This window comes from Paenibacillus qinlingensis, assembly GCF_031455095.1.
Lineage (GTDB): Bacteria > Bacillota > Bacilli > Paenibacillales > NBRC-103111 > Paenibacillus_E > Paenibacillus_E qinlingensis_A.
In genome coordinates this window covers 114,833-135,077 of the sequence record NZ_JAVDSB010000012.1, presented here as the reverse complement: position 1 = coordinate 135,077, position 20,245 = coordinate 114,833, and the positions used below count along the sequence as shown (strand labels likewise).

Below are 20,245 nucleotides of genomic sequence, written 5' to 3'. Positions count from 1 at the left end.
TCAGCTCTTTCGTGAAATCGGTATAACATCAAACTTATCATTATCGAGGACCGTATGTTGCCCGCCTATCACCACAGTATGCTCGCCACTTATTTCGCCTAATCCTTGATTACTTTTCGCAGAATGCCTTCTGCCGCTGATCCGATTACTGCCTTTATTTACACTGGAATTCTCTGATATGTCATCGATATGAATGGATTTAAATTGGATCCGAACCATCGTTATTCCCTCCAAATCCTCTAATTCAGCGTCTCCTTTCCATGTATATGGGGACAAACGCAGAATCATTTCTCTTTTTGCAAAAACAAAAAGATCACCGTGCACGCCAAGAAGGGGCGTCGGTAATCTTGATCAATCGTTGTCTCACGTAAATTGTATCGGGATGACCTTCTCGCCATCGGGTGGAGCAAGCGGAATACGAATAATGAGCAATCCATTATGATATTGCGCTCGCATCCCATCGGTCAAAGCCCTGCCAGGCAAGCGGATCGCGCGCTCAAAGGTACCGAAATAACGCTCGGACAGCCGCATCTGTTCATCGCTGACTTGATAAGGCCGAACGAGCATGCCTCGAATCAAGAGCGATTGGTCACGAAATGATAGCTGGATGTTCTCAGGAGACGACAATCCGGGTACCTCCGCAACAACAACGAGCTCTTGTGATGTCTCATACATATCAATTCTAGGTCCGGTTAGTGGAATAATACTGGCAATATCCTGCCAGAAATCAGGACCAAGTACATCGCCGGCTTGCGCCGACAGTCCCTTCCAATCGGGCTTTGACGAACGATTGCCTGGAGGATTCATCTGCCATCATCACCTGACTTCACCATTAAAAGTAGAGCCGCGAGCAGCTCGCTACTAGTTTATGTGCAAACGCGGCAGATTATGGCTGACTTCTAGACTTCGGACATGTGGACTACTGCCGCGGCCGCTGATTAGCGAGCTGCTGCTGGGCCATGCGCACAAGCTCACGGACCATCGCACCACCGATGGGGCCCCCTACTCTGCCGGCATCTTCTGAGCTCAGCTGCCCGTTGTAGCCTTGCTGCAAGGGAACACCTAGTGTGCGTGCAACTTCATACTTCACAAGATCAGGCCGTTCTGGATTCACGGCGTATCCTTGATCTTGCATAACTTGGGCTTTCAGAAGCCCTAAGCCATGTTCGGATCCGGGTACCATAGCCCGGTTTCTTCTTCTTCGTGACATCGTCTATCACCTCTTAGGTGTTAGGATGCCCTGCCCCTTTTCGGATCATGAGTACGAAAAGTGAAATATTTATGCCCGAGATAATTGCCAATCGTGTACAATCCATTGCCTACGAGTATGGCGCCATTGTGGAGCCAACCTGTATGGACAGTCGTCAGATAGGCTCCTAGCACATCGGCAAGCAGCCAGCTGACCTCGTAAGAGAATCCGTAACAGACGAGAATAACAATGCCAAACTTCCACCAACTGCTGCCGACACTGGTATTAGAGCGAAACGTAAACGTGCGGTTGAGCAGATAACTCACCACAGCGCCGATCGTATTGCCGCCAAATGTCGATATCCAATAATTGAGATCGAATAAGTTAAAAAGTACAAAACTGATAGACAAGCCTACCAGCGTATTGAACACACCGACGAGTAAGAAACGCGCGAAGCTGCCTGTTAAGAATGGTTTCAAGGAAGTCATCTACTTACCGCCTTGAAGAAGCAGGTTGAACCGATGAATTCGCGGTTTCGTCAGCCAGTGTATGCTCCCTTAGTTCCTTTTCGATAACAAATAGGGGACGCTGCTTCACTTCTTTATATATTTTACCTATGTATTCACCAATCAAGCCGATCGCAAGGAGCTGCACACCACCGATGAACCAAACGGAGAGAATAAGCGAAGTCCAACCCGTTACGTTTGCACCTAGTAGTTTGCCTACAATCGCATAGATAGCAGCAACCACGCTAAGTGCGAAAAGCATAAAGCCCATCACGGTAACCAAACGGATCGGAGTTACGCTGAATGAGGTAATGCCATCGAAGGCAAAAGCGAGCATTTTGCGCAGCGGATATTTGGATTCACCAGCAAATCGTTCTTTTCGGTCATAATAGACCTGTGTGGAGGGAAATCCTAGCAGAGGGACTAAACCCCGAAGGAATAAGTTAACCTCTTGGAATTTCTCCAAATTATCAAGCGTGCGTTTGCTCATTAAGCGGAAGTCCGCGTGATTGTAATGTATTTTCACACCTAAGGATGTCATGAGTTTATAGAAACCTTGGGCGGTAGCTCGCTTAAACAAAGTATCTGCGGAGCGATCTTGACGAATACCGTAGACAATGTCATAGCCCTCGTGGAATTTCTTGATAAATTCACGGATGACCGATGTATCATCTTGAAGATCCGCATCGATGGAAACGACGCAGTCGGAATACTCTTTCGCTTGGAGAAGCCCGGCAAGTAAAGCACTTTGATGACCGGCATTTTTGGCAAGCTTAAGCCCCGTTATGAACGAATTAGCAAGATGAAATCGCTCAATTAACGACCAAGTTGCATCTTTGCTGCCATCATCGACAAACAAAACCGTACTATTGGGGGCAATTAATTGATCCGTTATCAGGGAATCTAAGACCTCACTAAGTTGGAAAACGGTTTCCGGGAGCACTTCTTCTTCGTTGTAGCAAGGGACCACGATGGTCAAAATCGGTTTAGACACAGTACTCGTCTCCGTCCTGAATAGAGAATAGATGCAAATCATAGCTTAAGGTTTAATTATAGCTAAAAGGACAATAAAAAGTAAGCGGCCGGAACGTAAATCATCGTCCCAGCCGCTCATGCTTATCTATTTTACCAAATCAATTTTACCAACCAAATCCAAATGTAGCTAGAACGATAACTAAGAGGACGTATAGAACGAGGACTACAGCAGTGCTTGATCCGCCAGCAGGGTAACCACAACTCATGTCAATCCCTCCCTTCACAAGATTACTATATGTGATCTGACTCGAGGGTGCATGGATGAATGCCCTGCATGCGGAGAAATAATTGGGCAACGTGTCCATTTTATGGGACCAGATCGGAGAGTTCACACTGGTAGTATCCTGCAACATGAAGGAAAGGAGGTAGTTAAACACATGCGTTACGAGGAACGTCAACCGGATGAGACATTGGCGCGATATGTGAAATGTTATTGGTATTTGGAACGAGATTACAGTGCAGTGGAAGAAGGAGAAACCTTGTGGCCAGATGGCTGCCAAGAATTGATTTTTCACTTTGGAGCTGAGTATTCCGTAGGTGGTCAGGTTCTGCCGAGTGCTTTTTTTATCGGTACGCTTTCTCAGTATCATCCACTTACAGCGGAGGGGCCGATTCGTTTATTCGGAGTTCGGCTGCTGCCATGGGGGTTGCGAGCTTTCAGAGAGATGGATCATCGCACGTTGATTGACAAGTTTCTTCCGCTCACAGCGATATTTCCCGAACACGAATATGAGCTTGCCGAGCTAATTGCGCAACTGGCAGAGGCTGAATTGGACAAGGGAGTTGCGCTATTGACGGCTTATTTGTACCGTCATTTCCAACCAGAAACCAAACATACCGCTATGATTAATATCTTGTCCAAGCTTTATCGAACACCGATGGAGCAGGATGTTCCCATCAGTGTAGCTGAGAGCGGCTACTCCCAGCGGCACTTTGAGCGCATTTGTGCAGAGCTAGTCGGCATGTCGCCTAAGCGGTTAAATGCCGTGTCACGTTTTAATCTCGCTCGGCTTCAAATCTTCTTCAATCCGACGGTGGATATCGCTAGTTGTATGGGGCAGTTCGGCTACCATGATTATGCACACTTTTCCAAAGAGTTTAAAAGATGCCTCGGGATTACCCCCAAGGAATATAAAAAGTGGCTTTTGCGTCTTAGGGGGAGCGGGGAGGGGAGTGACCCCGAGGGAGAAGGCCAGTGTGGTGAACCAAAGTAACCACTAAGCACCTACAAAGGATTCGGGAAGTATCGAATAAGTTCCACAGGTACGAATAAAGACTGACCAAGTCCCTACCAAGTACCTACAGATCGTGCGGTAAACATCCAACAAGGACCGATCAAGCACCGATCAAGCACCGACCAAGGATCGACCAAGTACCGACCAAGTACCGACAAAGTACCGACTGAGCGTCTAGCTAACCCCCACCATGTGCCTACCAAGCTCCCGCAGAGGTAAATAACTGGATTTTCTCCATCTAAATCGGGGCATTTGGGCGAAATTTACGGAATACCTGTATTTCTCCAGTTAATTTTGATCATTTCCGAGTAAAAGAGAGATTTGAGCGAAATTAACTGGAGTTTTTCCATTTATCTGTGTGAAACAGCGGGTAGCATTGAAAATAGCTGGAGTTTTTCCAGTTAAACTTTAATGGAGAAGCAGATGAGTGAAGCGGAGTAAGTGGGAGTGACCCCCCAACTACGACAAGGTTTCCCACTTTGCCCACATTTCCCTAGGGTTCAACTCATAGATTTCTTTTTCGCGGAACATGAACTGGTGCATAATGAACTCGCGGCGCAGGGTTGCAAAATCCGGATGATAATTTTTTAGTAGCTCATTTAGTTCTTTCTCGGTGTAGGAACGGCCTTTCTCTAGCCCAGTAACCATATGTTCGAGAACAATCAATTTCTTCTTAAGCTGAGAAGGAATGTGTTTGAGCTTTCCATCTATCGTGAAAAAATTCCGTATAACGGACTCCTTCAAATTTGAGTTTTTGTCCGCGATTTCCATGGATGCAGGCATCTCCTTTTTATTTTTGAAAATAAGATCAGCGGTCGCTTGACCGTGACTGCGGATGGACGCGTCATTCAAGGTGAAATAGATCGTATTTTTGTCGCGACGTTCATGAATCAGGTTGGCTTCGCGAAGTTTGGCAGCGTGATGGGTGACGGTTGCGGGGCTCACGCCTAACTTCTCAGAAAGGGTTAGCCCGTTAGATTCCCCGTCCGCAAGCAAAATGAGCATTCGTATACGAGTCGCATCGGACAGTGCCTTATGGTAGGTGATGATTTTATCCAGTTGCATACCTGGCAGCTCCTCACATTTAATTTGATACACATCTAATTAGATAATATTTAAATTAGATGAGCGTGTCAAGCATGAAAGTTTCCTTCTGGGCGAGCCTCATGTAAAATACGAAGATAGACGTCAAAGTTTAAAGGGGAAAAAGTAATGATGCGAATACTTGTGATGACAGCAGTCGCTGCTGAACGAGATGCCATACAACGGGGTCTTGGACAGGATAGCCGATTTGAATATGCATTAGCTGGTGTGGGCATTGCCGCGGCAGCGGTTAATGGTGCCCTTAAGCTTGCCAAAGCTGACTATGACCTCGTAATTATCGCCGGTATCGCCGGCGGTTTCGCAGGTCAAGCAGAAGTAGGCTCGCTGGTGATCGCGAGCGAGATCATCGCCGCTGATCTCGGCGTTGAGCTGCTGGACGGCTTCAGCAGCTTGGACGAGCTGGGCTTCGGCTCAACGCGCATCAGCGTTGCTTCCGAAGCCGAGCGCGTGACGGCTGCGCTGCAAGCCGCCGGCTTGAAGGCGCAAGCGGCGCCGGTGCTGACGGTGGCAACGGCCACCGGAACAGCGGCAACCGCCGCTGCGCTGGCGGCGCGCGTGCCTGGCGCTGCCGCCGAAGCCATGGAAGGCTTCGGCATTGCGACAGCAGCGCAGCAGCGCGGCGTGCCTGTGTTGGAGATCCGCGCGATCTCCAACGCGGTGGGGCCGCGAGACCGAGACGCCTGGCGGATCGGTGCGGCCTTACAAGCTTTAGAATCAGCAGGTTCAGTCATAGCGGAGGTGCTTTAAAATGAAAATAGCGTTCTCACCTTGTCCCAACGATACCTTTGTTTTCCATGCCTGGGCACATGGCTTAATTCCAGGTGCACCAGAGCTCGATGTCCTCTACGCAGACATCGATATTACGAACCGTCTGGCTGCCGAAGGTACGGGCCCAGACGTGCTCAAGATCTCCTACGCAGCACTCCCGTGGGTGCTGCAGGACTACGCCCTGCTGCCCTGCGGCGGCGCCTTGGGCAGAGGCTGCGGCCCGCTTGTGCTGACGCAGCCAAGCGCCGGACAAACACCAGACCCGGCAGCACTTAGCGGCCGCCGAGTCGCTGTGCCAAGCGAGCGCTCTACCGCGTACTTACTGTTCCGCCTATGGGCCGAACAGAACGTACCTGGCGGCGTAGGCGAAATCGTGGTCATGCCGTTCCACGAGATCATGCCCGCCGTGCGGGACGGCCTCATCGATGCCGGCCTTGTTATTCATGAAGCGCGATTTACGTACCCGTCGTTCGGGTTAGCGCTTCTCACCGATTTGGGCAGCTGGTGGGAGTCCGACACCGGGCTGCCGATCCCGCTGGGCGCTATCATTGCTCGGCGCACGATGGATGTGGAGGCGCTCGCGGGCTGGGCTCGCGCCTCCGTAGAATACGCGTGGGCGCATCCGGAAGCTTCTCGCGACTATGTCATGCAGCACGCGCAGGAGATGGACCCACAGGTCGCGCAACAGCACATTGACCTGTACGTCAATGAGTTCACCGCTGATCTGGGTGATAGCGGTTATGGCGCTGTTTTGACCTTGCTTCAGCGTGCCGCTGAGGCAGGTCTTGTGCCGCAGATGGATTATGCGGCCTTATTGAAATAACCCAAAAAAGCTGTCTTCCCCGTAGATAACATCTACTCGGGAGACAGCTTTTTTACTACCTAACACTACCCAATCACATTCACAGGCGTGCCCTGTGCAAAACTCCGCGCATTATTCCCTGCAACAGCCATCAATCTAGCTCTGGCTTCCTTCGTTGCCCAAGCAATATGCGGCGTAATAATCACATTCTGCGCATGCAGCAAGGGATTATCTGGCTTGGGTGGTTCCACCGTTAATACATCTAGCCCAGCACCAGCGAGGCGGCCTTCATTCAGAGCTTGGGCGACATCGGCTTCGTTAAGGAGGCCGCCTCTAGCGGTATTAATTAGAATAGCGGATGGCTTCATCAAAGCGATTCGATCTGCATTGATCAACTCATTCGTCGCTGGGGTAAGTGGACAATGCAAGCTGATCACATCAGCGCGCTGTAGCAACTCTTCAAGCGATACCCACTCGATGCCTTCGAGGGGCTGAGGAACACTTCGTCCGCTGCCTGTAGCAACGACCTTCATCCCCATCGCCCTAGCGATAAGTGCCGTTTGTTTGCCGATCTGACCAAGTCCGATCAGCCCCATGGTTTGACCGCTTAACTCTACTAGCGGGGACTTGCTGTAACTGAAATCGATCGATCTAGCCCAGTCACCTTGAAGCACACTGTCGCTATGGCGCTGAATACGATGGCAGAACTCCAAGACCAAGGCGAAAACCAATTGAGCAACCGAACTTGTGCTGTAAGCTGGAACGTTCGTAACGAGAATGCCATTCATTTTCGCCGCTTGGATATCTACAATATTGTAGCCAGTTGCCAACACGCCAATATATTTTAAATTAGGCAGCTGCTCCAACGTTTGTGCAGAGAGAGGAGTCTTATTTGTCAGCACCATATCTGCGTTAGCTGCACGTTCGACGATTTGGTTTTCTGCTGTGCGATCATAGACAACGAGCTCCCCAAGCGCCTCGAACTCATTCCAAGTTAAGTCTCCTGGATTTAATGCATATCCATCAAGTACCACAATGTTCATCCCCGTACACCCTCTCCATGTTTTAGGCCATCTGTTTCGCTTATCCTCAAGGTGTCAAGGCGTTATTTTTTTACACCTGGCTCTTTAAAAGGGTTCAAAAACACCTTCGGAATATGCGTCTCAAAACGCATTAACTGTCCTGTTGTCGGGTGCAAAAAGGCTAGCACACGCGCATGCAGACCGAGTCGATTGATCTCCTTCGATTTGGAGCCATACTTTTTATCCCCAGCAACGGGATGCCCGATATCCTGCATATGCACGCGGATTTGGTTTTTACGTCCCGTCTCCAAGTTCACCTCAAGCAAGGAAAAGCTTTTGTTCGCTTGCAGCGTTTTGTAATGCGTGACCGCATGTTGACCATCGTTCGGGTATGGGGTGGAGAACATTTTGAGTGATTTCGCGTGCTCTTTGAGCCATGAAGAAATCGTGCCCTCTGGCTTACGCACCATGCCTTCCACTAATGCCACATACGTCCGCTCCTTGACACTTTCTTGCCAAGTGTTTTGCAAATGCTGCTGTGCTTGTTCGTTTTTGGCAAACATCATTACGCCGGATGTGTCTCGATCTAGACGATGAACGACAAAAATCCGTGACTTCGGATCATGATTTCGCACATGCGCCGTAAGCTGGCGATAGGCCGTAATTTGATTTTCCTGTGTATCCGTTGCAATGGATAGAAGGCCAGCATCCTTTTGAATCACAATAACATCATTATCTTCGTGCAAAATCGTCATGCCAGCCAGCGGAATATCCTCCACGACTTTATCCTTATTGATGGTGACCGTCATTTCCGGTTGCAAAGGGTAATTATAAGCCGTGACCGCTTTGCCATTGACAGCGACTTGTCCACGAGCGAGAATCGCTTTGACCGCATTTCGACCTAGACTCGATAGCTTTTCTAATAAAAAGGTCAGAAGCTCAGCAGGCTCCTTCACCGTATACTGGCGAGTACTCGATTCCTGACTACTCTTACCTGCACCTGCTTGCATGGAATGGCTTTGAGCTTTATGCGTACCCAATTTGGGTCTGTGACCCCCGGTGGATTTTGGACGCGAACCTTGTTTTTTTTGCATGTTAAAATACCTCCTAGTACGATGGCTTACCTTCCGGTCCGTTCATTCGACCTCCAATATACCACGTTCGTAAAAGCAAATGAAATGATTGACGCGAACGCTACTGCTTCTGAATCGTGCTACCCATGAAAAAATCTCCCTGCAGCCGCACATGCTCAAAAGGTAAATGCGGATTCGCAATCCGCCATAGCATGCGATCTGCTGCACGATAGCCAGCCTCACGGATCGGCAGTTGCGGGCGAGAACAGAGCGGCAGCGTGTCGATCTGTTCATTCAGTAGCGCAACCAGCGAGCATTGCTGCGGCACGTTCACGCCTAATCGGCGAAGCGTGTGATACACAGGCGCTGCTTCTTCATCAATGCCGCAAATGACAGCCGTAGGTTGATGCAGCTGATATTTCCGCTCAAAATCGTGCAGCCACCCCTCCGAACCATCTCGCTCTATCGCGTGATCAGTAGGGTCTACGTTGACCCCAGCTTCTTTCATCGCTTCTGTGAAAGCCTGCCAACGGATAACGAATCCGCGTTGATCTTTCGTGTCACCTACATAAAGGATGTTTCTGTGGCCCATGCGCACCAGCCTACGCACCGCCTGATAAACCGCCTCATACACATCCCAAATGACACTATCCACCTTTGACTCCGGTGGCGGGAAATTCAGCAGAATCCGCGGGATTTGCAGTTCCAGCAGCTTTTGTTCCAAGAGATCAAAGTTCATTCGTGGTGCGATAAAGACCCCTTCTGCATACAGTAAACCTTGCTCCTCAGCCCAATCATTGAATTGCGATGGTTTCAGTTTAGGTGGTATGAGAAGTGGTTGGACCGTGTGCCCGAATTCCATGAAGCGTTCATGCAAGCCTTGCAGCAGCAGGCGATTAAAGTTTAATGATTGTTTGTTTTGGACGAGTACGAACCTGCGCTGTACAACGGGATACGGTGAGATGAGATCTTGTTGAAGCGTTACTTTTTGGTCTTTGGTCATATAGCCAAGCTCGCGCGCGAGTTTGAAAACTTCACTTCGTGTCTGCTCTGACATACCAGGTAGACCTCGCAGCGCTTTGGATACCGTTTGAATCGTTAAGCCTAGCTGATCGGCCAAATCGTAGAGCGTAATTCGTTTGCGCATTCGTCTGAGATGTCTCCTTTTCTGATACCTTCTGTATCTCTAATTTTAAACTAATTTGATACTAAAAAGAAGGTTAATTTTAAACTACACTAGGAGAGAAGCAAGACATAGAAGCATTCGGCAAACAAACAATGAACCTAAGGGAGCGAAGTCAGATGATTAAACAGATAGAAGCAGATGTGGTAGTTGTAGGTGGAGGTCCAGCGGGTGTTAATGCAGCGATAGCGGCAGGAAGAAGTGGGGCTAAGACTGTTTTAATCGAAAAATATGGCTTTATCGGCGGGATGTCGACGGCAGCGCTTGTGTATCCTTGGATGACGTTTCATACAACGGATGGCAAGCAAGTCATTGCGGGTCTCGCGCAAGAAATTATTGACCGCCTGATGGCGATGAACGCATCCCCAGGACATCTTCGGGATACCGTTGGATTCGTGAATACTATTACACCTTATCACCCTGAAATATATAAAGTTCTTGCCGTCGATATGCTTAAAGAAGCGGGTGTTAAGTTGCTTTTCCATAGCTTTGTCGATCATGTGGAAACCGTGGACAATCGCATTCAATCTGTGCAGCTGACGTCCAAATCCGGCAGAATTGATGTCCGTGGTAAAGTCTTTATTGATACGACAGGTGATGCGGATCTCGCGTATCTGTCAGGGGCGCCGTGCCTCAAAGGGCGCGACGGGGATAAGGCGACACAGCCGATGACGATGAAATTCAGAATGCGCGGTGTGAATCTGCCTGGCGTGAAACAATACATGATCGATCACCCGGATGAGTTTTATAAAAAGACGCCTTTCTCCGAGCTCGCTGATCTCCCTCTCTCTGGTGTGCTAGGCTATTTCAAACATTGGAAGGAAGCGAATCTGCCGATCAATCGCGATCAAGTCCTGTTCTTCACGGGTCCAGAGGACGACGAAGTACTGGTCAATACTACGCGTGTGCAAGGGCTTGATGGCACCAATGTGGAAGACTTGACAGAAGCCGAAGAGCTTGGGCGCAAGCAAGTGTTGATGGTCGCTGAGTTTATGCGAAATAACTTGCCAGGCTTTGAAAAAGCCTCCATTTCCAACGTTGGCGCACAAATTGGTATTCGTGAAACGCGTCGGATTGACGGCCAGTATGCGCTGCAAGTGGATGATGTCGTGCAAGGTCGTCATTTTGATGACGTTATCGCACGCAGTGGGTACCCGATTGATATCCACGATCCATCGGGCAAAGGCGTAACCGCAGCATGGGTCAAAGGGGACGGCGCTTACGATATCCCTTACCGCTGCCTGCTGCCGCAAAAAATCGAGAACCTGCTCACCGCAGGTCGCTGTATCTCCACCACGCATGAAGCGCTCGCGACGACGCGCCTAACGCCAAGCTGCATGGCTACAGGCCAAGCCGCAGGTTCCGCAGCAGGGCTCGCTGTGAAGCATGGCGTGCTACCAGCAGAGATTAACGTTGCCGAACTGCAGGCCGTCCTTGAGAAGGATGGGGCTTTGTTGAAGTAAAAGCAATGGAAAACCTCCAGCTATTTTTCAGTCTTCTTCCGTTTTTGCGGTAATTTGCTGAAATTAGAGGGAGGTTTTCCATTTATTTTCCTATTAGTAGTGGAAAACTAGAAATTAGCTGGAGGTTTGAGACTGTCGATTAACTGTTTATCCTGAATAATCATATGCATCATTTAAAATTTAGAGAAACAACGGGGAACTTTTGCAACTCGAGATAACTTATCGCTCCCATGACATAGAGATGAATCTCGTTCGCAAAATAACCTTATGAAAACATCTTATTTGTTAGTTTAGAAGAGAATACGGGAGAATAACGTTATAAAACAAGGTTATTTCACCATAAATGGATAAATACCACTCCATTCGGTCGAAATAGCGTTATTCCGTAATGCTATTTCTTCGCAGAACATGCCAATGTAGCAAATAACGTTATGGCAGGCACACCTTTATTTGAAATCGCATGTGAGCGTACCTTTGTAAGGAGAGACAAGCTCCTCTAAAACCGTCAATTTTTATAAGAATTCACTAATTTGCATATTTATTAAGTCTCCATTCATTAATCGACAGTCTCAGTTTTCCAGTTAGTCATGTGTCGGTCGGTATGTGTCAGGACTGGAGGGAGGTTGTGTACCCCCACCGAATACACCTCCACAAATCAGGGAACACTAACACACATAGCTTACGTGTGAGAGGCGGTTTCTTATGCTTTTATACCAATTAACGCAATGGTTCGAAGAACGCAGCACCCTGCAGCAATCGCTGCAACGTGAACCGGCAGAATCAGCCGATGCCATCCATCAGAAAATTCAGGAAGTCGAACAACAGTTGTATGCTCACGCAGAACGTTGGAAAAATGCCATCGAAGAAGCCTCCTACTTGCAATTCCCCTATGAAGCCCCACATTTGGACGACGATATGGTCCTCTAACAACGCTTTATTTGTCGGAACGACTGTCCCCACCTGCTCAAAACACTGCACAAGTCGTCCCGCATGGGAGGGCTTTCCTTTGTATTTCCGTCGTTTTCGTGTAGAATTAAAAGGCACGATAACCCAGAATAGAACGAGGTTTTTTTCATATGAAGGTACTTGTATCCACACTGAACGCCAAATTCATTCATACCTCCTTGGCTTTGCGCTATCTGAAGGCGTTTTGCGAGAAGGATTTTGATGTTGAAATATCCGAATATACGATCAAAGATCCCGTCATGAACGTCGTCTCCGACATCTACCAGAAGGCGCCAGACGTACTAGGCTTTTCCTGTTACATATGGAACATCGAAGAGACGATCAATATTATCAAAATGATCAAAAAGATCAGACCCGAACTTATCATCGTCCTCGGTGGACCCGAGGTTTCTTACGATACGGACTACTGGATGGAGCGCATTCCGGAGGTTGATTTCATCGTGATGGGCGAAGGGGAAGAAACGTTCCATCAGCTGCTCACCGAAATTTCAACGACGCGTAAATACCATTTCGTCTATGGTGTTGCCTACCGTAAGGAACAAGAAGTGATTTTGATGCCAGGTAGACCTAAACTGAAGCTGGATGATATCCCGTCGCCGCATCGGTTCAAGGAAGATCTTCCTAGCCTAGCCAATCGTGTCGTCTATTTCGAGACGAGCCGTGGCTGCCCGTTCTCCTGTCAATTCTGCTTATCGAGCATCGAGGTAGGCGTGCGGTATTTTGATATGGAGCGGACGAAGGCAGATCTGCTGTACCTGATTGATTCGGGCGCGAAGTTGATCAAATTCGTGGATCGTACGTTTAATATTAAACGGGACTATGCGATGGAAATCTTTGAATTCCTTATCCAGAATCATCGCGGTACCGTGTTCCAATTCGAGATTACGGCGGATATTATGCGACCTGAGGTTCTTGACTATTTAGCTGAAAATGCCCCGCCAGGCACGTTCCGTTTCGAGATCGGTGTGCAATCGACGAACGACACGACGAATGACCTCGTGCAGCGGAGGCAGAACTTCTTCAAACTGAGCCGTACCGTGTCTAAGGTAAAAAATAGCCTCAAAATCGATCAGCATCTTGATCTCATCGCAGGTCTGCCGGAAGAGGATTACAACTCGTTCCGTAAGACGTTTAATGATGTATTCGAGCTAGGGCCGGAAGAGCTGCAACTCGGTTTCCTCAAAATGCTGCGCGGCACAGGTATGCGTAACGATGCCCATAAATATGGCTATATTTATATGGACCACGCGCCTTACGAGATTCTCGGCAACGACATCCTCCCATTCACTGATTTGATTCGAATCAAGCGTGTGGAGGATGTGCTCGAGAAATATTGGAACGCCCACCGGATGGATCATACGGTGAAGCACTTGATCGCCAAAGAGTTCGCTTCGGCGTTCGACTTCTTCCAAGAATTCGGCGACTTCTGGGAAGGCCGCGGTTGGCAGAAGATCGGGCATCAGCTCGAGGATCTGTTCACTCGTTTGCACGAGTTCCTGACGCATCGCGGGACGAACAACATGCACATCATCGAAGGCCTGATGAAGCTCGATTACTTCCTCGGCCATAAATATAAGCCGCGCAAAATCTGGTGGGACTTCACCTTGGAGAAGTCCGAACAGAATGCGTACCTCAAGCTGCTGGCGGAGCAGCCTGAGCTCGCAAGCGGAGACTTCGCTAGTCTCCGCATCAATGAAAAAGACCTCCACAAGCATTGCATGCTTGAGGTGTTGCCGTTCGCTTTGCAGACGTACCTGCAAAGCGGTGAACTCGACCAAAGCAGCAAGGAGCTGCTTGTCGTGCACTTCCCGCCTGACGCGCAGAAGCCGGCGTCCTACTATACGATGCCGTTGCAGCAACTGGCAACGATCTAGCAACACATCCCTCTCACCCTGACGTGAGAGGGATTTTTTTCGCATAAACCGATTGAACACGCGCCCATCTGGGTAATATAGGGTAGTTGAAGAAGATTGAAAATTGAAAGGAGAGCTAGCTATGATCGAAACCAAAAACGCACAACTCGAAGAGCAAATCATTGGAGTGCTGAACACCAATCAAGTGTGCTCCTTTGCGACAATTGACGGTAACAAGCCAAAGGTGCGCTATATGGCTTTGTTTCATGAAGGATTAGAGATTTATTTAACGACGAGCAAAAAAACAGATAAGGTGGAAGAACTTCAAGAAAATCCTCATGTGCATATTCTTGTGGGTTATGATGGCAAATCAACGCCGCATATTTTGCAAATTCAGGCAACAGCGACGATTTCTTCGGACAATGCGCTTCGGGAGAAGCTATGGAAAGACGAAATGAAACAATGGTTTGACGGACCGCATGATCCTGACTATGTCGTGATGGACGTGTCCCCGTATTATATGGAATATTCGAGTCATGGCTCTGAGCCGCAGATTTGGAAGAAATAACATCGATTCGCAGCCTACTGAACATTTCCCTAAAAAATCCATTGACCACAGGTAAGGTTCAGTGATAAGATTATAAAAATTTACCTATGGATCAATCGAAGGAGAGACTTTGAGTTGCGCTCAAAGATCCCTATATGAGGAGGAAATTGTAAAGTGGCTACGTATTATATGGAACCATCGCGTACGTTTAGTGAGTTCCTGTTGATTCCAAACCTGACGACGAAGGCATGTACACCGGCTAATGTAAAGTTGAAGACCCCGCTAGTTAAGTTTAATAAAGGTGAGGAACCTGCGATCTCACTGAATATCCCGTTTTCTTCTGCTGTCATGCAAGCCGTATCCGATGATGGAATGGCTATTGCATTGGCGCGTAGTGGCGGGATTTCGTTCATTTTCGGCTCTCAGTCGATTGAAGAACAAGCTCAGATGGTGCGCAAGGTTAAAGGGTACAAGGCAGGTTTCGTTGTAAGCCGCTCCAACTTGACGCCTGAACATTCACTTAGTGATGTGTTGGCATTGAAAGAAGAGACAGGCCATTCGACAGTTGCGATTACCGACGATGGGACAGCGAACGGAAAATTGCTCGGGATCGTAACAGGTCGTGACTACCGCAAGAGCCGCGACTCGCAAGATCGTAAAATTTCGGAGTTCATGACACCTTTTGAGAAGTTAATTTATGGAAAGTCAGGGATTACGTTGTCCGAAGCGAACAATCTGATCTGGGATCACAAGCTGAACTGCTTGCCGATTGTGGATGAGAACGGGAAACTCGACACGCTCGTTTTCCGTAAGGATTACGATGAGCACAAAGAAAACCCGATGGAACTTCTAGATAAGAATAAGAGCTATATTGTCGGCGCCGGGATCAACACGAAGGATTATACAGAGCGAGTTCCTGCGTTAGTTGAAGCGGGCGTAGACATTCTTGTTATCGATTCTTCGGACGGTTACAGCGAATGGCAGCATGAGACTGTGCAGTATGTGAAGCAGAATTTTGATGTCAAAATCGGCGCAGGTAACGTCGTTGACCGTGAGGGCTTCCGCTACCTTGTAGAGTCAGGTGCTGACTTTATTAAAGTAGGAATCGGCGGCGGATCCATCTGTATTACACGGGAACAAAAAGGGATTGGCCGCGGCCAAGCTTCCTCTGTGATGGAGGTTGTTGAAGCGAGAGACGAGTACTTCAGAGAAACAGGGATCTATGTTCCGATCTGTTCCGATGGTGGTATCGTACACGACTACCATGTGACCCTTGCTTTGGCGATGGGTGCTGACTTCGTTATGCTGGGTAGGTACTTTGCACGTTTCGATGAGAGTCCAACTCGCAAGCTGAAAGTTGGCAACAATTTCGTGAAGGAATATTGGGGCGAAGGTTCCAATCGTGCACGTAACTGGCAGCGTTACGACACTGGCGGCAAGAGCAAGCTTCTATTCGAAGAAGGCGTAGATTCCTACGTTCCTTATGCGGGAAGTCTGCAAGAAAACTTGGACAAGACTTTGGGTAAAATTAAGTCCACCATGTGCAACTGCGGTTCCTTGACGCTGGATGAATTGAAGCAAAATGCAAGAATTGCGCTCGTATCCGCAACATCACTCGTTGAAGGCGGAGCACACGACGTAATCCTGAAAGAAAGTAGCCTGACGGAAGAACACTAACACCGATAAATAAAAGCTCTCTGACAGTGCCCGTCAACCGCGGCTGCTATCAGAGAGCTTTTTTTCATTACTTAGCGAAATAATATCTATTATGGCAAATAACTGCGAATTACTGTCATTTTGCCCTCAAGTGAGTAGCTGCCCAAATCAGCAGGAAGTAAGAAACAGTCACCTGGCTTCGTCGCGATCTGACCGTCTGCCCACTGCAACGTTCCGTTACCATCTGCGATCACAAGGATCACGAAGCTTTCTGGCGTCGTTGTGAGTTCCCATTGCGGACCTACCAGACCTTTTTCCACAGTGAAAAAAGGAGATGAAGCGAGCGTCAACCATGTGCCTGCTTCCGTCAAATCAGTCTTCATGCGTGTGGAGCCTGAACCTTCATACGCGATGACATTGAGGGAATCCTCGATGTGCAGCTCACGCATTTTGCCATCCAAGCCTGGACGGTTGTAATCATACAAGCGGTACGTTGTATCCGAGTTTTGTTGAATTTCAGCTACGAGCACACCTGCACCTAACGCGTGAACCGTTCCAGCCGGTATGTAGAAGGAATCTCCAGCTTCGACAGGAACTTCTTGCAAGCAATCCATAATGCGGTTCTCCGCAATTGCTTCTGCAAGGCTCTCCCGCGTCACGCCTTCTTTCATGCCATATATAATTTTGGCGCCTGGTTTCGCATCGAGAATGTACCACATTTCAGTTTTGCCAAGTTCACCAGCCGCAAGGTTTTCGTAGTGATCATTTGGATGGACTTGTACCGACAGATCATCTTCACAATCTAGCAATTTAATTAGGAGTGGAAAACGGCCGTTTTTCTCAGAAAATCCTTTGGTGCCGAAAAGCGTTTTGCCGTATTTTTCACGAATTTCGTCTAGACCTAAGCCAGCTAATTCGCCATTGATGACTTTCGTAGTTCCGTTCGGGTGATCGCCGATCATCCAGCCTTCACCGATTGCGCCTTCCGGCAGCTCAAAGCCGAAGCGTTCGAGGGTTCTGCCTCCCCAAACACGTTCTTTCATTTCAGGTTGAAATTGTAACGGGTATGATTTCAAAACAATCCCTACTTTCCCCTAGTCTATTCTATCATTCTGTCATTTATTCCACTCTAGCATTATATCATGTGGCTATCTTTTTTCTAGAGCCAAGAGATACGGCGCGGAGGCGCTGCGATTGGCGAATTGATACCGCAGCACTTGAAACGCTGCGAGCGGCAGTTGAGAAGCCCAGCGCTCGACCGCTGCGGCTTCTTCGGACCCGCCATCGTGCCCGCTGTACAGCACGATGGTCACGATTCCGCCTTTGCGCAGCAGGCGGAGGGCGGCCTCGAGAGCAGGAATCGTCGATGCCTGCTCGGTGATGATGGCGGAATCGGCTCCTGGCAGGTAGCCGAGATTGAAGGTGACCGCGGCAACCTTGCCGTGGCGGTCTTGCGGCACTGCCGCTTCCATGAGCGCATGGCTGCACAAGCTCATGTGCACTTGGGCGTCTGGCTGCTCCTTCGCCAGACGTTCACTGGTTTGATCCAGCGCAGCCTGCTGGATATCGAAGCCGTAGACGCTGCCGCGGGCGCCTACGAGCTTCGCCATGAACAAGGCGTCCACGCCAGTGCCGAGCGTGGCATCTATAACGGTATCACCAGGCTGGACGCGTTGTCCAATTAGCTGGTGTACATAACTCAGAACTGAAACGAATCCCATGTGTGTAGTGCCTCCGATTTTCTTTTGTAACTGCGCGGCAGCGGAATGCCGCGCAATAAGGCCCTTTTCGGGCCTTATTTGCTCTCCAGCTCCAGCTCCCCGCTTTCACCACCGCTCCTCGCTGCAGCGCACTCTAAAAAAACAGAGCATCCCAGTTCCCTTACATCAGGACGGGATGCTCTGTTCTATCAAACTTTCCCAGCCCAATACTTTCCTTGCCACGTATTTCGTTCCGTGAGCAATTTATCAAAAGCGTTCAACACTTCCCACTTTTTCAAACTCCACATCGGTCCGATTAAGAGATCCCGCGGGGCATCCCCTGTGAGGCGATGAACGATCATTTCAGGGGGCAAAATTTCAAGTGTATCGACAATCAACTTGACGTATTCATCTTTCTCCAGGAACTGCAGCAAGCCAGCTTCGTATTGCTTCACCATTGGGGTTTTGCGCATGAGATGAAGCAAATGGATTTTGATGCCTTGTACATCCATTTGAGCAACCGCTCGTCCAGTATCCAGCATCATGTCATGGGTTTCCCCAGGCAAGCCATAAATAATATGCGCACACACACGGATATTATGTTTGCGGAGCTTAGCTACTGCATCTAGATAGCATTGCGTGTCATGAGCGCGATTAATCAGCACGGAAGTGGATTCATGAACCGTTTGCAGGCCCATCTCGATCCATAAATAGGTGCGTTGATTCAGTTCTGCCAAATATTCAATCACATCATCCGGCAGGCAATCCGGGCGCGTTGCAATGGACAACCCTACGACACCAGGCTGTTTTAAGATCTCTTCATAATACTCTCGCAACTCTTCAACAGGCGCGTAAGTATTCGTATAGGCTTGAAAATAGCCGATATAGTTGGCTTCAGGCCATTTTTGATGCTGCAAATCGCGGATCTTATTAAACTGTGTGACGAGATCATCGCGGCGGCTTCCTGCGAAATCTCCTGATCCTCGCGCACTACAGAAGGTGCAACCGCCTGTCGCAATCTTTCCGTCACGGTTCGGGCAAGTGAAGCCAGCATCTAGCATAACTTTGAAAACTTTCCCCCCGAAGGCATCGCGCATCTCATAATTCCATGTATGGAAACGTTTATCTCCCCAAAGCTGAGGTGATTCCTGAATCGTTGTAGACATAGGACATGTATCCTTTCTTTCTGTTGCTTCTCCATAAACAGCGTTGTCGTCGTTTATTTTGTTTCAACCTATATTGTAGCGAAAATTACACATGAAAGCGACCCCTGCCTTTCCAACAAGTCCCCCGATAAAACCTCTCATAAGCGAGCATGATAACCTTGCACCACAATTACAAGCTGAGAGGGGAAATGGACTACATGAAAAAGTTTCGCACGATAACTTTGGCGGTAGCACTGACGACAGCTTTAAGTATGGGGGCAGCAAGTGCTCAGGCCAAGAATATGGATTCGGGCAATGCGATCGGAAACGGATCACCAATTGGGACATTGGGGACTACGACATCAACGGGATATACGGGAAGCAATTATGATGCGACTTCACCAGGAATGGGGCTTGGTGGCGGCATTGGCTCTCAGAATTTTAGTGGGAACGGCACGAACGGGGTTTATAACGGGAATTTGACGAACACGAACTCCTACAATGGCTATGGAACAACTGAAAGAGGCACAGGGGTCATGGACCATATGAATGGATATGGAACCAATCCAATTGAAAGAGGAGCTAACGCGGTTGAACGAGGTGTACAGCGCGGAGCCAATGCAGTTGAGCGAGGGGTAGACCGCAGCGCGAACATGGTCGATAGAATGAGCACGAAAAGTATAGGAACAACCCCGCCAAGCACTTATAGAACTAATTCTTATCGAGCTAATGCCACAACGGATAATAATAATGGCAGTAATTGGGGTTGGTTAGGTCTAGTTGGTCTATTGGGCTTGGCTGGATTACGAAGCAGTAATAGTAGAAGAGACGAAAGCTACAAATAAACATTTTGATCTGTTATACGCGAAGCACCTTCCATTTCGGAGGGTGTTTTCTTTCATTCTTCCATTCATCTACTAGAGGAAAGCTTTGATTTTTTTTATAGAATCGACTATGATTTGTATTCGAAAGCATGTACGTGTAGGAGGCAAATGGAT

The 20,245-nt window shown here is 48.6% G+C and carries 22 protein-coding genes; 9 read left to right on the top strand and 13 right to left on the bottom strand.

Translation table 11 applies throughout. The features are described 5' to 3' along the window. The 6 genes from J2736_RS24835 to J2736_RS24810 form a co-directional block, all read right to left on the bottom strand. Nucleotides 1-219, bottom strand: a complete 219-nt coding sequence (locus tag J2736_RS24835) for a hypothetical protein (protein ID WP_310501271.1) — start codon at nucleotides 217-219, stop codon at nucleotides 1-3. A 144-nt stretch (nucleotides 220-363) separates the two neighbouring features. Continuing rightward, the gene (locus J2736_RS24830; protein ID WP_310501270.1) at nucleotides 364-807 is read right to left on the bottom strand and encodes an Hsp20/alpha crystallin family protein; all 444 of its coding nucleotides are present in this window, start codon (nucleotides 805-807) and stop codon (nucleotides 364-366) included. A gap of 112 nt (nucleotides 808-919) precedes the next feature. Continuing rightward, the gene (locus J2736_RS24825; protein ID WP_310501269.1) at nucleotides 920-1,210 is read right to left on the bottom strand and encodes an alpha/beta-type small acid-soluble spore protein; all 291 of its coding nucleotides are present in this window, start codon (nucleotides 1,208-1,210) and stop codon (nucleotides 920-922) included. 20 nt (nucleotides 1,211-1,230) lie between these two features. Continuing rightward, nucleotides 1,231-1,677 (bottom strand): GtrA family protein, encoded by a 447-nt coding sequence (locus tag J2736_RS24820; RefSeq protein WP_310501268.1) that lies wholly within the window; start codon nucleotides 1,675-1,677, stop codon nucleotides 1,231-1,233. Between the two features lie 4 nt (nucleotides 1,678-1,681). After that, the gene (locus J2736_RS24815; protein ID WP_310501267.1) at nucleotides 1,682-2,689 is read right to left on the bottom strand and encodes a glycosyltransferase family 2 protein; all 1,008 of its coding nucleotides are present in this window, start codon (nucleotides 2,687-2,689) and stop codon (nucleotides 1,682-1,684) included. Between the two features lie 145 nt (nucleotides 2,690-2,834). Then, complete coding sequence (locus tag J2736_RS24810) at nucleotides 2,835-2,936, bottom strand: YjcZ family sporulation protein (protein ID WP_310501266.1); 102 nt, start codon at nucleotides 2,934-2,936, stop codon at nucleotides 2,835-2,837. A 171-nt stretch (nucleotides 2,937-3,107) separates the two neighbouring features. Here J2736_RS24810 and J2736_RS24805 point away from each other — a divergent pair, with 171 nt between their 5' ends. Continuing rightward, complete coding sequence (locus J2736_RS24805) at nucleotides 3,108-3,944, top strand: AraC family transcriptional regulator (RefSeq protein WP_310501265.1); 837 nt, start codon at nucleotides 3,108-3,110, stop codon at nucleotides 3,942-3,944. Between the two features lie 480 nt (nucleotides 3,945-4,424). Here J2736_RS24805 and J2736_RS24800 read toward each other — a convergent pair whose 3' ends face one another. After that, nucleotides 4,425-5,030 carry a DUF2087 domain-containing protein gene (locus tag J2736_RS24800; protein WP_310501264.1) on the bottom strand — a complete coding sequence of 202 codons (606 nt, stop codon included), beginning with the start codon at nucleotides 5,028-5,030 and terminating at the stop codon, nucleotides 4,425-4,427. A 147-nt stretch (nucleotides 5,031-5,177) separates the two neighbouring features. On the opposite strand from J2736_RS24800, the gene J2736_RS24795 reads away from it, so the two are divergent. Next, a complete protein-coding gene (locus tag J2736_RS24795; protein ID WP_310501263.1) occupies nucleotides 5,178-5,816 on the top strand; it encodes a futalosine hydrolase in 639 nt (212 codons plus the stop codon). 1 nt (nucleotide 5,817) lies between these two features. Beyond that, entirely contained in the window at nucleotides 5,818-6,660 is an 843-nt protein-coding gene (locus J2736_RS24790; RefSeq protein WP_310501262.1) for a 1,4-dihydroxy-6-naphthoate synthase, read from the top strand. 65 nt (nucleotides 6,661-6,725) lie between these two features. Here the strand turns inward: J2736_RS24790 and J2736_RS24785 are convergent, their stop codons facing one another. The 3 genes from J2736_RS24785 to J2736_RS24775 form a co-directional block, all read right to left on the bottom strand. Beyond that, on the bottom strand, nucleotides 6,726-7,682 hold the full coding sequence (locus tag J2736_RS24785) for a D-2-hydroxyacid dehydrogenase (RefSeq protein WP_310501261.1): 957 nt from the start codon (nucleotides 7,680-7,682) through the stop codon (nucleotides 6,726-6,728). Between the two features lie 62 nt (nucleotides 7,683-7,744). Continuing rightward, the gene (locus J2736_RS24780; protein WP_397341519.1) at nucleotides 7,745-8,755 is read right to left on the bottom strand and encodes an RluA family pseudouridine synthase; all 1,011 of its coding nucleotides are present in this window, start codon (nucleotides 8,753-8,755) and stop codon (nucleotides 7,745-7,747) included. A gap of 100 nt (nucleotides 8,756-8,855) precedes the next feature. Next, nucleotides 8,856-9,881 carry a LacI family DNA-binding transcriptional regulator gene (locus tag J2736_RS24775; RefSeq protein WP_310501260.1) on the bottom strand — a complete coding sequence of 342 codons (1,026 nt, stop codon included), beginning with the start codon at nucleotides 9,879-9,881 and terminating at the stop codon, nucleotides 8,856-8,858. A gap of 155 nt (nucleotides 9,882-10,036) precedes the next feature. Between J2736_RS24775 and J2736_RS24770 the strand changes: the two genes are divergently transcribed. The 5 genes from J2736_RS24770 (at nucleotide 10,037) to J2736_RS24750 (ending at nucleotide 16,423) form a co-directional block, all read left to right on the top strand. Beyond that, nucleotides 10,037-11,380 (top strand): FAD-dependent oxidoreductase, encoded by a 1,344-nt coding sequence (locus J2736_RS24770; protein ID WP_310501259.1) that lies wholly within the window; start codon nucleotides 10,037-10,039, stop codon nucleotides 11,378-11,380. A gap of 702 nt (nucleotides 11,381-12,082) precedes the next feature. Further along, nucleotides 12,083-12,307 (top strand): hypothetical protein, encoded by a 225-nt coding sequence (locus tag J2736_RS24765; RefSeq protein WP_310501258.1) that lies wholly within the window; start codon nucleotides 12,083-12,085, stop codon nucleotides 12,305-12,307. A 149-nt stretch (nucleotides 12,308-12,456) separates the two neighbouring features. Further along, a complete protein-coding gene (locus tag J2736_RS24760) occupies nucleotides 12,457-14,220 on the top strand; it encodes a B12-binding domain-containing radical SAM protein (protein ID WP_310501257.1) in 1,764 nt (587 codons plus the stop codon). Between the two features lie 121 nt (nucleotides 14,221-14,341). After that, nucleotides 14,342-14,767 (top strand): pyridoxamine 5'-phosphate oxidase family protein, encoded by a 426-nt coding sequence (locus J2736_RS24755; RefSeq protein WP_310501256.1) that lies wholly within the window; start codon nucleotides 14,342-14,344, stop codon nucleotides 14,765-14,767. A gap of 153 nt (nucleotides 14,768-14,920) precedes the next feature. After that, nucleotides 14,921-16,423 carry an IMP dehydrogenase gene (locus J2736_RS24750; protein ID WP_310501255.1) on the top strand — a complete coding sequence of 501 codons (1,503 nt, stop codon included), beginning with the start codon at nucleotides 14,921-14,923 and terminating at the stop codon, nucleotides 16,421-16,423. A gap of 89 nt (nucleotides 16,424-16,512) precedes the next feature. Here the strand turns inward: J2736_RS24750 and J2736_RS24745 are convergent, their stop codons facing one another. From J2736_RS24745 to mnmL, 3 genes are all read right to left on the bottom strand, one after another. Beyond that, a complete protein-coding gene (locus J2736_RS24745) occupies nucleotides 16,513-17,478 on the bottom strand; it encodes a type I phosphomannose isomerase catalytic subunit (protein WP_310501254.1) in 966 nt (321 codons plus the stop codon). 72 nt (nucleotides 17,479-17,550) lie between these two features. Continuing rightward, nucleotides 17,551-18,123 (bottom strand): tRNA 5-(aminomethyl)-2-thiouridylate-methyltransferase MnmM, encoded by a 573-nt coding sequence (gene mnmM, locus J2736_RS24740; RefSeq protein ID WP_310501253.1) that lies wholly within the window; start codon nucleotides 18,121-18,123, stop codon nucleotides 17,551-17,553. Nucleotides 18,124-18,311: 188 nt separating this feature from the next. Next, entirely contained in the window at nucleotides 18,312-19,268 is a 957-nt protein-coding gene (gene mnmL / locus J2736_RS24735) for a tRNA modification radical SAM protein MnmL/YtqA (protein ID WP_310501252.1), read from the bottom strand. Nucleotides 19,269-19,465: 197 nt separating this feature from the next. Between mnmL and J2736_RS24730 the strand changes: the two genes are divergently transcribed. After that, nucleotides 19,466-20,092, top strand: a complete 627-nt coding sequence (locus J2736_RS24730; RefSeq protein WP_310501251.1) for a WGxxGxxG family protein — start codon at nucleotides 19,466-19,468, stop codon at nucleotides 20,090-20,092. The last annotated feature ends 153 nt before the right edge of the window (nucleotides 20,093-20,245 follow it).